Consider the following 13832-nt stretch of genomic DNA (forward strand, 5'->3'; position numbering starts at 1 on the left):
AGCCGACCAAATCTATTTTTTACCCATCTTTTTCATATCAAAATGCTGCTTAAAAAACTCGTCACACCACAGACAAACGTTTTTTAATTCACCACACCTTTTTCTCGCATGCTCTTCAGTAATTCCAATTGACTCTCCCATTTTGAAGGGATCTCCTTTATCTATCATTTCGAACACCGGATGACCAGCAACTCTTTTTAAAACATTACTAACTTTTTCTTTCCTGGCATCACCCATAGCATCTACTGTACCGGGACAACATGGATTTATCGCCCACAGTTGAATGCTGATTTCCTGAGGGATATCATCTCCACCATTTAAAAAGCCAATTCCCCCACTCAACACTCCACAAAAGTTATGCTCAGGATCTTTTTTCCAGATGTTCTTTTGTAAGGCTCTGCCTCTCGCCCAGTTTCCACCGAGCCACATATCTTCATTAGCACCCCAATATCCCCAGGTAACTTGTTCCTTTTTCAGATAATTTTCCTTGTCTATTAATGGGTCTTTATCGTCTCCACTTACTCCGCAACTTTCAAAGATTTCAGAAAGCTCCATCAACCGATTCCCCTGGTGTTTATGATATCGATCTATACTGGCTATGTCAAAGCGCGTTATTCCTTTCTCGATTAAGGTCTGAAGTATTTCTTTGGTTAACAGGTCTCCATTTGTTTGGAGCATTACCTGGGTATCATCGCCATATTTTTCTTTGATCTTATCGAGAATCAAATACAATTTCTTTTTCTCTGCAAGTGGTTCCCCTCCTGAAAGAATTAACCGATCTATCTTCTCAGGCATATTATCTATCACCTGCAGGCATTCTTCTTCAGAAATCCTGGTACCATGTGGACCACTATTATTATAACAATGATCACATTTATCATTACACAATTGAGTAAAAACCCAGTATAAAGACTCTATATGATTAAAATCTCTCATTTTGATTCAAGTTCCTTCCAAAAATTAATTTCATTCTGTAACCCCGTTACCGAATCTTCTTGCATCTCTGATACCGAAGAATACTCCTTTAACGCTCCTTTTTTTAATAGACCATAACGATCACCCATCAAAAGAGCTTCTTTTAAATCATGGGTAACGAAAATCGAAGTAATCTGATGCTCAACAGCTATCTTTTTATAAAACGTCTGCATCTCTGACCTTGTTTGGGCATCAAGATTTCCAAATGGCTCATCAAGCAATAGCAACCGGGGACTTGCCAGCAATGCACGACCAAAATTCACTCGTTGTTTCTGGCCTCCCGAAAGTTGACCGGTGTGCTTATCCAACTGATCTGCAATCCCAAGCTCTTCAGCCATTTCCTCAGCTTTCCTCCTGACTTCTTCTTTAGATATTGTTTTATTTAACCTTAAAGGAAACTCCAGATTCCCTCTTACGGTCAAATGAGGAAAAAGTAATGGCTCCTGGTATAAATAAACTACTTTCCGCAGTTCAGGCTCCTGATTACTTATATTAATATTATCAAACACGATTTCACCACTATCCTGCCTCGAAAGACCAGCGATAATTTTCAACAATGTAGTCTTCCCTCCTCCTGATTTCCCAAGGACGCTTAAAGTTTTATTTAATTGCAGATCAAAAGAGATATTTTTTAATACCTCCACTTCTGAGTATTTCTTTGATATATTAGTTACCTGTAACATTATTTCAATGGTGAAAATTTTATACTTTCCGACATCCACTGCCTGTTTAAAAGTAAAAGTAAAATAGGTGGTGCGATCATCAGACAAGAAGCAACAGCAGCATAGTACGGATTTGCCTCCTGAATGTACATATAGATCTGCACAGGTAATGTCTTTACCTTTCCCACTCCCAGTAAATTAGTCAGTCCAAATTCAAACCAGGCTATTATGAAACACTGAAAAAAACAAAGACTGATGACTGGCTTACTCACCGGAACAATAACTTTAAACCATGCAGACATTTTACTTCCACCAAGTGTTCTTGCCAATTGCTTCATATTAACAAGATCATCGTTCCAGTATCCCACAAAAAACAATACTGAATATGGATAAACGATCATAAACAAAGCTATAACTACACCGATCAAGCTACCTGACAATCCCGCTTTAACAAAGAATACCTGGAGCATTAACGCTAAAACAACCGGTGATAATACATATGGCAAATATGCAGCTAGTAGTAGGGAGTTTTTATATCTTGACGTGTAAATCACTTCAGAGGTCACAAAACCAATAGAAACAGACAATAAAGCGGTTATCAGGGAGATGATTAAAGATAAAAGCAATCCACTCAACAAAAGGCTTTCTGAGTCTAATAGTCTTTTCCAGATATTAATATTGAAATCACCCGTGCCCAATATGGAAGGAAAAGTCCAGTTTGTAAAAAAAGAAAATACAAATATCCAGATTATCGGAAATATGATAACTGTGTAAATAAATACTTTATAAATATTTTTAAATTCTGCCATCATCTGCTTTAACTGATTTCTTAAGCGAAAACAAAACGATAATCAAGACAATTAGAGCATACAAAAATGCGGATCCATAAGCGACCGGTTTATCAGATAAATCAAAGCGCTGCATTTTATCAAGGATAAATACGGTAATCATTCTTGGCGACTGGCTGCCCAGTAACAAAGGAACTTCATAGGATCCGGCTACAAATACCAGGTACAAAATCAATAAGACTTTGCTTTTTATAAATAGAATTGGAAATCTGACTTTCAAACCAGCCTCTAAATTAGATGCTCCGAAGTTCTTTGCCAGAGTAATCAAGCTATCGATCTTCTCCGAATTATGAACCCTGATGAAATAAAGAACGAAAAAAGGAAAAGCCATTACTACATGAGTTAGAATAACGATAGAACCTAAATTATCATTTACTAATACAGGGAAATCTCCGGGAACATTAATAAGTCCTAATTGGTAGGATAGCCTCGAAATAAAGCCACCCCCAGTAAAAATCAGGTAATGGAAAAATGCCCAGACCATCGGCGGGATACTCAGCGGAACAAACAAAATTAACTGCCCTCTACCAAACCGATCTTTAAAAAGCGGATAGATAAAATAGGCTAAGAAAAAGGAAATGATTATAGTTATGATCCCAATGAATAAACTATATAATAATGACATAATAAAACCTGAAGACAATATCTCATTCCAATATTGAAATGTCATTCCCTTACTGAGGACACCTATGATACCCAGACTATAAAGAAAAGCGTATACCAATCCAGCCACCACCGGTATGCCGGAAATAATCAGAAATAGCGCTATGAGAATGCTTTTCTTCAATTAATTAATATTATTCCTCGATTATTTTTTCTCTGAAATCCTCAAAAAGCCTGATCATATACTCAGGAGCGGGCTCTTCTAATGCATGCTGATAAATCTCCTCTCTATCTGGAGCATATTTCCTTTCTTCAATAGAATTAAAAGCTACTCTGACACTATCCGGTAGTTTATTCATTGCCAATACAGTACCATCCCCCCAAACAGAAGGCTTCATTTTGTGCAATTGAGCCTCCGGACTGATCAGAAAATTAATCACTAAAGCTGCAGCCTCCTTATTGTCTGACCCTTCTACGATTCCCAGGTAATGAGAATTTCTAATTGTCCCTTCGTTAAACACGAATGATCGTGAAGATTCTGGAAACAGTCCCTGTAATATTTTATTATCGACCTCTCCATCATTATTGCTCATTGTAAATGCTAATTCTCCATTGGAAAACAATTGATGCATTTGAGCAATATTAGCCGGGAATGTGTTTCCTCCACGCCACATATAGGGTTTAATTTCCCTGATATAATCCCATAACTCCTCACTGTATTTGGCATAAACCTTCTCTGAAAATTCACCGGTAAAGAGCTGAGGATTTCCAGATAATCCGATCATCCATGATTTTAATAATGTTATCCCGGTAAAGTCGTTACTCAGAGTAAATTGTCCAGGGTTATTTTTCATCCACACTTTTAACTCTGTAAGAGATTTCGGTGGTTCATCAACTTTACTTTTATTATAAATCAAAGCTAGTTGTACATTTCCCCAGGGACACTCAAAACCATCGATTGGCTGTTGAAAATCTTTGTTAATAAATTTATTGGAAAAGTCTATCAAATCTGTATTGGGCAGTTTATTAAGAAATGGACCGTGAAGGGCGTCGATTTGACGTAATTGATAGAAAGTTTCACCGTTGATCCACAACATATCCAGTTCACTAGCTGAGTTTCCCGCCTCCAACTCCGCAATTAACGTACTAACAATCTGATTCCCCTGTCCTGAGACAATTTCCAGATCGATCCCAAACTTTTCTTTCACATTTGGGACCACATAAGAAGAAACATACTCATTAATGTAGGGATCACCCTGCCACATCATCCAGGTTACTTTCTTACCCCTGGCTTCGTTGAGCACTTCATTCCATTCATCAGAAATCTCTTTACTATCTGTACTATGTTGTTTTTCTGAATCACACCCGGAAAGGATGATTATCAATACAAAAAATATATTTCTAAACATCATTAATTATTAAAATAAATACCTGACCCCAAATTGAAACTGCCTTGGAGGGGCAGCATTTCTAAAGGTGAATGTGTTACTGCTTTTCGCTCCTGCTTGTATTTGGTTACTCTGGGTTGCATTATTACTGTAACCACTATAGTTAACGGCATTAAACAAATTAAACACATCAGCTCTGAATTCTAGCTTATTATCTAACAGATCAAAATGATATTGAACACCCAGGTCAAAAGTATTAGACCAGGGTAGACGATCATTATTCCTGCTTTCTCCGGGATATCTATCTGAATTACCTACATAGGCATCTCCGAATGAAGATCCGTCACCATTAAGGTCAGTTGTTCCAAATCCATCCGGAATTCTGTTAACAGGCTGTCCGCTTTGAATAAGTGCAGCCACTGAAACTGTTAACCCGTCGACCGGATAATAATACAGCATAGCATTGATCACATGACGCCTGTCATTGATTGATGGCCCCCACTCTTTCTCAAAATTATTGGCATCCAATGCCCTGAAGTTTATATCTTCAGTATTGTTTTCCAGTTTTGAAAGTGTGTAGCTTAATCTATAGGCAAAATCACCATCTGACCTGTCTTTGATCAAATTTAAATTAAGCGCCCAGTACCTTGATTCACCTTCTGACTCTGACACCACTACATTTCTTGCTACTCCGGTTAACGTTTCACCATTTATAACAGCAGAATTATTAATAATAGGAATTGTCCGGGTAATATCCGCTTCATCTCGTAACCTAACATCTTCTTGTGTAAAATCCGGATCATAAACCACGGGATAAGCCTCCGGAGCATTCAGGTTTCTGAGCCTGAATAAATTATAAGATCGTGTATGGATAAGATCTGCATAAAACAGAACATCATCTTTTACCTGGTATTGATAACCAATATTAAACTGATGGGTAACCGGGTTTTCAAAGCCCTCAGGATTTAAAATTCTTCTTTCTCCCGAAAAAATAGCATCCCGTTCACTTGTTACCTCTTCAGGTGAAGGACCATCTAAATATGTAACTTCCGCACCATCAAATGTTGCTGTTAGGTTTCCATCAAAAGTAATCTCCTCAATATCAGTATCTGCAGGTAATTCACCTGCATCAATTAACGCCTGAAGTTGTTTTCTATAGTCTGTTCCAGTCGTATTTTGCTGAAGCGCATCGCTTACAACAGCATATAAGATCTTTTCATAAAACATTCCGTATCCGGCCCTGATACTAATCTTATCATTTAGCTTATAATTTGCATTAAAGCGAGGAGCAAGATTATTATAATCTCCATTACTTCCGCCAATCGCAGACAGGTTATCGTAATCGTATCTTAGTCCAAGTGTTAAATTAAGATCTGAATTGACTGACCAAAGATCTTCCAGGTAAATACTATATCGATTTTGAACTTGTCCGAACGACTGAGGCCTGAGCTCAACATTATATTGAAGAACCTCAACATCTGAGGGAATATCATTCACATTTAAATTTGCTCCCTTATTTAAACCGGCAAGGTCATCAAGTTGCTGCTGATTAAGCTGAACATCATAATTACCATTGGGATTTCCCCCTCCAAATAACTGATGGTCACTCCTGATATATTCAATCCCGGCTTTAAAAGAATGATTTTCCAGTATCCAGGTTTGTTTGTGCTGGAAATTCAATGTATTTTCAAGTTGATCAAATACATAGCCCGGATGTCCTAAAACAGCTATAACCTGGCCATCGGGATTTCTAACCAGAACTTGTGGATCATCCGGATTTTCCGGAGTAGCATAATCCCACTTAAACTTTCCATATTGAAAATTAGTCTCTGCTGTTCCTCCGCCAATAGGGTAAGTATTCTGAAGTGCTATTAAGAGAGAATTTCTTTTTTGAGAGTTGCCTGCTGAGGGAAAAGACACTCCTCCTTCTAATCCACCTCCCTGTCTTTCTATATCGATTAAACCTGCATTAACTCTAAGCGAAGATCTCACCCGATTATTCCATTTATGATCGATTTTTGTTGAAAAGTAAGAGAATCTGTTTGAACCGCGAACTGTTTCAGTTACCCCAAGCTCAGGAGAAGACAATAAGTTATCTTTTGTATCAAAAGTTTGTTCTGCATTGAGGTATATAAAGGTTTTATCTTTTTTAAGTGGTGCACCAATCCCAAACCCAAATTGATGCCTCATAAATCCATCCTTCACCTGGTTGCCACTTAGATCTCTTTGAGCAAATGGAGAAGAGGAATCAATCACTGGTCCCGGACGGGTAAGATAAAAGACTTCTCCATCCAGCTCATTTGTACCTGACTTGGTCGTTATGTTAAAAATACCGTTTCCTGTCCATCCATATTCTGCACTATAATTATTTGTCAGCACAGTGATATTTTGAGTAAAACCAACCGGAACATTAAACTTCATTCCCCCCAGGAAATTCTCATTATTCTCCATCCCATCGATCAGATAATTGGTATACAATGAGTTAGCCCCATTTATCGAAACATTGGGAGCTTCAGGGAAAAATCCGGTAGCCTGGGTGACATTTGGAAGTCTATACAGCGCCCTGGTTATGTCTCTACCTTCAACGGGAAGATTCTGAATATCCGACTGCTGAAGTTCTGATGATACTTCTGCATTAATGGTATTAATTTTCGCCAATCCTCCGGAGGTTACTGTAAATTCCTCCAACTCCCTGGTTTTCTTTGGTAGAAGGGCAATAATAAAGCTTGCTTTCTGATTAGACCTCAATCTGAGATCACCCTGGTAGAAAGCTGCAAAAGAATCATTCCCATCAAATTCTAAACTATACTTACCCGATGTACTTAATCCGTTTAATCTGATTTTACCTTGTTGATTAGTCGTGATTTCTTTTGAAAAACCAATATTTTCATTTTGGATCAAGATCTTAATGTCTCTAACTGGCCTGTTATCTTCGACAGATACAACACTTATTTCCATACTAGCCTGACCTAATGATAGAAAAGCAGATGAAATAGTAAGCAAGGCCATTATATAAAATGGTCTCATTAAAAGATTTTAAGTTTTGTCAATTGATTATTTAAAAGTGAAGGGATGCAGATTGCGGAGGGCCTCGTTCGGAAAATACAAACAAATTTTCAGAGGGGGTATATGCTGTATGATAAGTCTGGAAATAATCAGGATTTAATAACCTTTTTAACTGTAAAACCAGATTGTTTTCAAATCCTGTTTTTATTAAATCAATTATATCAGTGTATGTATGAATTTCTGTTAACTCAGATTTCACAATACAGTCCGGATATAAATCTTTTAGTGCTTCAAATACACGGCTGGTATTCCAGGGGATTTCGCTAAACTCATTTTTCTTCCAGAACTTAAAAGGAACAGCTATCAGGTAAGTACCTCCTCTTTGAGTTGGCCCCAATACTGCATTTCCTTTTTCAAGTTCCGATTTGACCAGGGAAAAATCTAAATTCAGAAGTTCAGGACTGTCACTTCCGACAGTTATCACATTTTCATATCCCTTTAGAAAAAGGTCATCAATAGAATTGGTTAGTCTTTCAGAAAAATTATTACCAATCTGCTTGGATTCATCATATTGATAAACAGGTAAACCAGTTGATATCAACTTAGTTTTGATACTTTCAATGAGTAACCCAACTACCTGCCTGTTTTTACTTCTGTTTTCATGAACTATTCTTACAGCAGACTCGGATTTTGGAGTCCTGCTAAAAAACAATATTGCGGTATTATCTGAAAAATAATTCACTATACAATATTAAGCTTTTATCTGCGAAAAGGTTGTCGGAGAGTTGACAGAATACATGAAATATCATCCATAAATATGCGCAGATTAGGCGATTAAAAATCAATTTTAAAAAAAGATAAAGAAAGGTTGGCAATTTTAAACAGGCTACATATCTTTGCAACCCATTTAAGGAAAAACGGAGCGATTCCGAACCATAAATGGACTTATAAAATTAAGATTCCGTAGCTCAGTTGGTAGAGCATCTCCCTTTTAAGGAGAGGGTCCTGGGTTCGAGCCCCAGCGGGATCACTTCAAAAACCTGATCAATAAAAATGGTCAGGTTTTTTTTATTTTATCTGTTTCTATCCCAAGGTGCTGACAAGCGTTTAAATTGATATTTATTCAAATTGCTTCCCTATAATCTTGAATTAAATAAAAGAGAATAAGCTTCCTCAGTACCCCAGCGGGATCACAGAAGCTTCAACAAAAATTTGTTGAGGCTTTTTTTTAACATCCACCATTTTTTATCAACTCCATTTATATCCCTGACAATCCTAAAACAATAATCATAGAATTACTCGATATCATTATTATAGCATTATAATTAAAATCCTTATAGGACTCGTCAGTAGATTACCGAAGATATAATAACAGGTGCTAACTATTCTTTCAAACTCATTCCCATACCATAAACAAAACTTATGCAACCGAATAAACTATATATACTTCCCCTTATCAAAATTAATTTCTGTAATTAAAAAAAATATTTTAGTTTGCCGATTAAATGAACATTTTGATCAATCGGATAATAAAGTACAATGAATTAATAATATGGATTGGAGCTGTAATAGCTCTTTATATTATCACACCTTCAGGCAATCATTTCACTTTATGTCCGCTTTCAAATTTGGGATTTGAATATTGCCCGGGTTGTGGACTTGGAAAAGGAATACATCATATACTCCATGGAGAATTAAACAACTCTATAGATAGTCACTTTCTTGCAATCCCGGCATTAGTAATACTTTTAAATAGAATCTATAAATTATCACTAAAATGCATCAACGAATCATACAGGAAATCCCCGGTGTAGAGGGTGAAGAGATCGTAATGATAAATGAATTGACAAAAGACATGTCAAATGAATCATTCCGTACTTTTTCGAGGATCTATTCAGGAAAACGTAAGTCAAGCGAATTGATTCTTATACTAACAATAGTAGGATTTTTCGGTATCGCCGGAATTCAAAGAATTATCACAGGCGAAATCGGACTTGGTATTCTTTATTTTTTCACTGCTGGTCTTTGTTTTATTGGTACCATAGTAGACCTTGTGAATTATAAAAGAATTGCTTTAGAGTTTAATCAGAAAATGGCTGTTGAATCTGTAGCCATAACTCAGAGTCTTATGAGATCAAACTCTTAACGACGACCAAAAATAGCATAAACAATCGCAGTCAGAATATTAAAAAATATGGCTGCGATTGTCCATATTATTTTACCCACGTTATCATACCTGTCTTTAGACCAAACATCATATATCACCCACACCATACAAACCAATCCAACTAAATAAAGTAACTTATCCATAGTTATTAAATTATCATTTTGCCTTAAGATATTAATAATTAACAAATTACTACCGCTTCGACGGATTTTTTCTTAGCCTGTATTTATGGATCACAGAACTGATAATTGTTGAATAAACTATCGCGGAAATTGTTATAACAATTACATGACCGATCTTTACTTCTTTATTCTCAGACATAATAATCATTCTTATTACAAAGATCATAACAGCTATCACCAGGAATAAAACTGTCATTAAACTACTTCCTTTATTCTTTTCTCCTGATTTTTCTAATTTAGAGAACCAGTAAAAAAACAAGATGAGTCCTATAGCAGTACTAATATGTTGAAACATATAAAAAATCGGATAGGAAGTATCTAAAACAGGTATTCTTGTTTTAAGAAAGGGCAGTACCTTAACCATCAATCCATTGCCATGTGTAAAAGAATCCCAGAAAACGTGAGTTAAAGTCCCAATCAATACACTCAGAATAATCCAAAGCGCATTTTGTTTAAAATAAGGCATCCATTTAAATTCCCTGAATTTCACCATCCTTTTAAAAATATAGGGAGGTGAATTATCTATTATGAATTCTTTACACAGCTGGTGATAAATAAAACAAATTGCAATACCCACAGGAAGATCAAAATAGAACACACCTAAGAATTCATGACTAAACTCACTTTTTAGACTCATTCGTAAAAAATATTCGAAATCAGGCGTCATGCTCCCAATTATCAAACCTGTTAAGCTTAATATCTTAATTTCTCTTAATGGCAATACTGCGACGGTATGAGATAAAGTAAATGGCATGCTATAATTATATCTATTGGTAAATTACAAATCAATTACTTAATAACAATTCATCAGGATTATTAACCACTGAAATAATTACTATTTTGTTAATCTTTATAAATTCTACATTTTTATAAAAATTATTCAATCAAAAATACTATGTTGTTTTTTACTCTTATTAAACATCGGTTTCTGGAGGCTTTACGCTCAAAAGTTCTATCCAAGAATCTGGCAATTATGCTTGTAATGGCATTCTTGTTTATTTATTTCAGCTCTGTATTTATATCATTGGGTTTTTTCCTGGGTGATATACTTAGAGGGTTTTACCCGGATAAACCGATTCTAACAAGTTTTTTCACGGTAATAGTCTATTATTATCTTGCTGAGATACTTCTGAGATATTTCCTAATGGATATACCTGCGGTAAAATTTCAGCGATATATCCTCCATCCTTATAAGAGAAAAAGTCTGGTTAATTCCGTATTACTTTCTTCAGTCTTTGATCTTTTTTATCTTTTTCCACTGATGATTTTCATACCATTTATTTATCAGTACGATCTGGATAACAAATGGATGATCTGGGCAGCATTTCTTATTTTGAGTACAGGAAATCATTTTTTTGCGCTGTTTTTGAAAAAGAAGGGAGGATCTTCGCCATTCACGGGTATTATTTTACTCCTGTTCACTGCTACTGTTATCTATCTGGATTCAATAGAAGTACTCCCTATAACTCCATTTATCGCGGAATACTTAACCAGGGCAACAGAAAGTCCGGTTCTATTTCTCATAATATTGATATACCCGGTAATTTCATACCTGGTTGCATTTTTATGGATGCATAACCACGCATATATGGATGAAATATCAATTAAAAAGAAAAGCAATGACCGCCTGACTACTAATCTTTCATTCGGCAAAAAGTATGGTAAAATTGGTCAGTTAATGGAATTGGAAATACGATTGATACTTAGAAATAAACGAACTAAGCAAACACTCTTTATTTCCATATTTTTCCTTTTATACGGGCTTATTTTTTATACCAATGAAATCTATAATGAACAGCAATGGCTCTTAGTATTTGTAGCAATTTTCATTACTTCTATGTTTGCTATGCAGCACCTGCAGTTTACCTGGTCATTGGAAAGCAGTTATTTTGATCATCTGTTAACAAACCCGGTTTCCTTTAGTGAATACATGGAGGCTAAATTCAGGCTTATCGCTGCTTATTGTGGTGGACTTACATTATTAAGTATGGGATATGCCTTTCTCAACCCTGCCCTGATCTATCATCATATCGCAGCATACATATTTGGCATGGGAATTCTTATCCCCCTTTATTTCTACTTTGCAACCTTTAACAGAAAGAAAATTGACCTGGGAAAAAGTGCCAGTTTTAATTTTCAAGGTCAAAGTGGGCATCATTATTTAGCAATTATCCCTGTTCTGGTCGGGCCTTGCATTATTTTCTGGCTGATATCTCTTTTATCATCTGAATTAATCGCGTGGATATCTCTCGGGTTGATCGGACTGATCGGACTCAGCCTCAGAAAAGTGATTTTTAAGGCCATTGAAAGAAGGCTGGAAAACAGTAAATATTTAATGTCATCTGGATTTAAAGAAAACTAAAAAATGGAAAATATAATTGAAGCAATAAATCTGAAAAAGGTTTACGGAGAGCAAACTGCATTGAACATTGACTCTCTTAATATAAAAAATGGAGAGATTTTTGGTTTGGCCGGTAATAATGGAGCTGGAAAAACAACTTTGTTTAGTTGCCTTCTTGATTTGATCAGACCAACTACAGGTGAGATAAGCATCAAAGATAAACCTGTTAATAAAAATTCAGAATGGAAAAATATAACAGGTAGCTATCTTGATGAAAATTTCCTGATAGATTTCCTGACACCGATGGAATACCTGAAGTTTGTGGCAGGGTCTCATGATGTTAATCCTAACGACATGCAACAACTATTGGAGCCATTTCAAGGATTTATGGGTGAAGAACTTATGAATTCAAAAAAATATATTAGAGATCTATCGACAGGTAACAAAGTTAGGGTTGGAATTACTGGGGCGATGTTTTGGTCACCGGAACTATTGGTTTTAGATGAGCCTTTTGCTCACCTCGATCCATCTTCCCAAATAAAACTCAAAAATCTACTTAAAGAATATAACCAAAAAACGAATGCTGCAATTTTGGTGAGCTCACACGATTTGAGACATGTAACTGATTTATGTTCAAGAATTGTATTGTTACATGAAGGCTTAATCAATAAAGACATAAAAACTTCAACAAATACTCTTCAGGAACTCGAAGAATATTTCTCAGTTGGGTGAAAAATTGAAATCTCAAAAAAATCATAATAAGACCTGATATTTTTCAGGTCTTTTTTTGTCAAAAATCTTGAATGAACGGTGTTACTTTGGTCACATTATTTGCACTATCAAATAATTAAATTGATTTTATAATATTTATAATAAAAATTTCAAACGATTGAATAACCTAATCAAACGGGTAATCGTATTTATTATTGATAATCATACTGTAAAATCATTGTATAACTTTAAACAGTTGTAGTTATGAACATGTCCCTTCTTTCATACTCCAAAACGATCCTTTCAAAAGTTAAGTGTTACCCAAATATTTATAAAAAAGAATATAAAAAAGCAATTAAAAATCTTGATCCTCAAGAGGCAAGAGAATTAAAGGAATGGTTACAACAACAAGAAGTCGAATACTCTGAAATGACGGCCTAAAAAGGTCTTTTGTTAAAGTAGATGATTCAAGATCCGGATTAAAAATTAATTAGGGCTGTAAGGATCAGCCCTAATTAGTATTATTTTAAAGTAATTCAGCTTCCAGATTGATCTTAGCATCAAGTAGCTTTGAAATTGGGCAATTGTCCTTTGCATCATTCACCATTTCAGTAAATTTATCATTTTCAAGGCCGGCTACTTTAACTTTTGTTATTAGAAACACTTCTTTGATAGCTCCATCTTCAAGGATCACCTGAGATTCAGTATTAATTTCTTCAGCTTCGAAGTCATTTTCCTGTAAGACAAAAGCAAGCTTCATTGAAAAACAGCCTGCATGAGCTGCCCCAACAAGTTCTTCAGGATTTGTACCTTCACCATCTTCAAACCTGGACGAAAATCCATAATTACTGTCTTTTAAAACCCCGCTTTGGGTAGAAAGTGTTCCTTTACCTGTTTTACCAGCTCCCTTCCAGACAGCTGTAGCTTTTCTTTTAATTTTCATATCACT

At 35.6% G+C, this 13832-nt stretch carries 15 protein-coding genes and 1 tRNA gene; 6 read left to right on the forward strand and 10 right to left on the reverse strand.

Annotation, left to right across the window (positions count from 1 at the left end; genetic code table 11):
- Positions 1 to 12 precede the first annotated feature (12 nt).
- The 7 genes from DCC35_RS17470 to DCC35_RS17500 are packed head-to-tail and all read right to left on the reverse strand — an operon-like array spanning position 13 to position 8224.
- Complete coding sequence (locus tag DCC35_RS17470) at positions 13 to 936, reverse strand: radical SAM protein (RefSeq protein ID WP_137092013.1); 924 nt, start codon at positions 934 to 936, stop codon at positions 13 to 15.
- Positions 933 to 1658 (reverse strand): ATP-binding cassette domain-containing protein, encoded by a 726-nt coding sequence (locus DCC35_RS17475; RefSeq protein WP_137092014.1) that lies wholly within the window; start codon positions 1656 to 1658, stop codon positions 933 to 935. The genes DCC35_RS17470 and DCC35_RS17475 overlap by 4 nt, the downstream gene beginning before the upstream one ends.
- Positions 1658 to 2446 carry an ABC transporter permease gene (locus DCC35_RS17480; protein ID WP_175402858.1) on the reverse strand — a complete coding sequence of 263 codons (789 nt, stop codon included), beginning with the start codon at positions 2444 to 2446 and terminating at the stop codon, positions 1658 to 1660. Before DCC35_RS17480 ends, DCC35_RS17475 begins: the two co-directional genes overlap by 1 nt.
- Positions 2433 to 3272 carry an ABC transporter permease subunit gene (locus DCC35_RS17485; protein ID WP_137092016.1) on the reverse strand — a complete coding sequence of 280 codons (840 nt, stop codon included), beginning with the start codon at positions 3270 to 3272 and terminating at the stop codon, positions 2433 to 2435. Before DCC35_RS17485 ends, DCC35_RS17480 begins: the two co-directional genes overlap by 14 nt.
- 10 nt (positions 3273 to 3282) lie before the next feature.
- On the reverse strand, positions 3283 to 4500 hold the full coding sequence (locus DCC35_RS17490) for an ABC transporter substrate-binding protein (protein ID WP_137092017.1): 1218 nt from the start codon (positions 4498 to 4500) through the stop codon (positions 3283 to 3285).
- A 6-nt stretch (positions 4501 to 4506) separates the two neighbouring features.
- A complete protein-coding gene (locus DCC35_RS17495; RefSeq protein WP_137092018.1) occupies positions 4507 to 7503 on the reverse strand; it encodes a TonB-dependent receptor in 2997 nt (998 codons plus the stop codon).
- 31 nt (positions 7504 to 7534) lie between these two features.
- On the reverse strand, positions 7535 to 8224 hold the full coding sequence (locus tag DCC35_RS17500) for a DUF2064 domain-containing protein (protein WP_175402859.1): 690 nt from the start codon (positions 8222 to 8224) through the stop codon (positions 7535 to 7537).
- Between the two features lie 215 nt (positions 8225 to 8439).
- On the opposite strand from DCC35_RS17500, the gene DCC35_RS17505 reads away from it, so the two are divergent.
- The 3 genes from DCC35_RS17505 (at position 8440) to DCC35_RS17515 (ending at position 9628) form a co-directional block, all read left to right on the forward strand.
- A tRNA-Lys gene (locus DCC35_RS17505) sits at positions 8440 to 8512 on the forward strand.
- A 475-nt stretch (positions 8513 to 8987) separates the two neighbouring features.
- Entirely contained in the window at positions 8988 to 9296 is a 309-nt protein-coding gene (locus DCC35_RS17510; RefSeq protein WP_137092020.1) for a DUF2752 domain-containing protein, read from the forward strand.
- The gene (locus DCC35_RS17515) at positions 9260 to 9628 is read left to right on the forward strand and encodes a TM2 domain-containing protein (protein WP_137092021.1); all 369 of its coding nucleotides are present in this window, start codon (positions 9260 to 9262) and stop codon (positions 9626 to 9628) included. Before DCC35_RS17510 ends, DCC35_RS17515 begins: the two co-directional genes overlap by 37 nt.
- Here DCC35_RS17515 and DCC35_RS17520 read toward each other — a convergent pair.
- Entirely contained in the window at positions 9625 to 9792 is a 168-nt protein-coding gene (locus tag DCC35_RS17520; RefSeq protein WP_137092022.1) for a PLDc N-terminal domain-containing protein, read from the reverse strand. The two genes, DCC35_RS17515 and DCC35_RS17520, sit on opposite strands and share 4 nt — an antisense overlap.
- A gap of 49 nt (positions 9793 to 9841) precedes the next feature.
- Positions 9842 to 10585, reverse strand: coding sequence for a DUF4184 family protein (locus DCC35_RS17525; RefSeq protein WP_137092023.1), 744 nt, complete (start codon positions 10583 to 10585; stop codon positions 9842 to 9844).
- A 141-nt stretch (positions 10586 to 10726) separates the two neighbouring features.
- Here DCC35_RS17525 and DCC35_RS17530 point away from each other — a divergent pair, with 141 nt between their 5' ends.
- The 3 genes from DCC35_RS17530 to DCC35_RS20755 all read left to right on the forward strand — a co-directional run bounded on the left by DCC35_RS17530 (position 10727) and on the right by DCC35_RS20755 (position 13324).
- Positions 10727 to 12193 carry a DUF5687 family protein gene (locus DCC35_RS17530; protein ID WP_137092024.1) on the forward strand — a complete coding sequence of 489 codons (1467 nt, stop codon included), beginning with the start codon at positions 10727 to 10729 and terminating at the stop codon, positions 12191 to 12193.
- Positions 12194 to 12196: 3 nt separating this feature from the next.
- A complete protein-coding gene (locus tag DCC35_RS17535; protein ID WP_137092025.1) occupies positions 12197 to 12904 on the forward strand; it encodes an ABC transporter ATP-binding protein in 708 nt (235 codons plus the stop codon).
- A 243-nt stretch (positions 12905 to 13147) separates the two neighbouring features.
- Entirely contained in the window at positions 13148 to 13324 is a 177-nt protein-coding gene (locus DCC35_RS20755; protein WP_175402860.1) for a hypothetical protein, read from the forward strand.
- An 85-nt stretch (positions 13325 to 13409) separates the two neighbouring features.
- Here DCC35_RS20755 and DCC35_RS17540 read toward each other — a convergent pair whose 3' ends face one another.
- On the reverse strand, positions 13410 to 13826 hold the full coding sequence (locus DCC35_RS17540) for an OsmC family peroxiredoxin (RefSeq protein ID WP_175402861.1): 417 nt from the start codon (positions 13824 to 13826) through the stop codon (positions 13410 to 13412).
- Between the last annotated feature and the right edge of the window lie 6 nt (positions 13827 to 13832).

The organism is Mangrovivirga cuniculi (assembly GCF_005166025.1).
Lineage (GTDB): Bacteria > Bacteroidota > Bacteroidia > Cytophagales > Cyclobacteriaceae > Mangrovivirga > Mangrovivirga cuniculi.

What these genes read in the sequence shown, in the direction of transcription:
- DCC35_RS17480 (WP_175402858.1), bottom strand. Translation starts at nt 2,446, where the DNA reads ATGGCAGAATTTAAAAATATTTATAAAGTATTTATTTACACAGTTATC.
- DCC35_RS17525 (WP_137092023.1), bottom strand. Translation starts at nt 10,585, where the DNA reads ATGCCATTTACTTTATCTCATACCGTCGCAGTATTGCCATTAAGAGAA.
- DCC35_RS17470 (WP_137092013.1), bottom strand. Translation starts at nt 936, where the DNA reads ATGAGAGATTTTAATCATATAGAGTCTTTATACTGGGTTTTTACTCAA.
- DCC35_RS17540 (WP_175402861.1), bottom strand. Translation starts at nt 13,826, where the DNA reads ATGAAAATTAAAAGAAAAGCTACAGCTGTCTGGAAGGGAGCTGGTAAA.
- DCC35_RS17530 (WP_137092024.1), top strand. Translation starts at nt 10,727, where the DNA reads ATGTTGTTTTTTACTCTTATTAAACATCGGTTTCTGGAGGCTTTACGC.
- DCC35_RS17490 (WP_137092017.1), bottom strand. Translation starts at nt 4,500, where the DNA reads ATGATGTTTAGAAATATATTTTTTGTATTGATAATCATCCTTTCCGGG.
- DCC35_RS17495 (WP_137092018.1), bottom strand. Translation starts at nt 7,503, where the DNA reads ATGAGACCATTTTATATAATGGCCTTGCTTACTATTTCATCTGCTTTT.
- DCC35_RS17475 (WP_137092014.1), bottom strand. Translation starts at nt 1,658, where the DNA reads ATGTTACAGGTAACTAATATATCAAAGAAATACTCAGAAGTGGAGGTA.
- DCC35_RS17520 (WP_137092022.1), bottom strand. Translation starts at nt 9,792, where the DNA reads ATGGATAAGTTACTTTATTTAGTTGGATTGGTTTGTATGGTGTGGGTG.
- DCC35_RS17535 (WP_137092025.1), top strand. Translation starts at nt 12,197, where the DNA reads ATGGAAAATATAATTGAAGCAATAAATCTGAAAAAGGTTTACGGAGAG.
- DCC35_RS17510 (WP_137092020.1), top strand. Translation starts at nt 8,988, where the DNA reads ATGAACATTTTGATCAATCGGATAATAAAGTACAATGAATTAATAATA.
- DCC35_RS20755 (WP_175402860.1), top strand. Translation starts at nt 13,148, where the DNA reads ATGAACATGTCCCTTCTTTCATACTCCAAAACGATCCTTTCAAAAGTT.
- DCC35_RS17515 (WP_137092021.1), top strand. Translation starts at nt 9,260, where the DNA reads ATGCATCAACGAATCATACAGGAAATCCCCGGTGTAGAGGGTGAAGAG.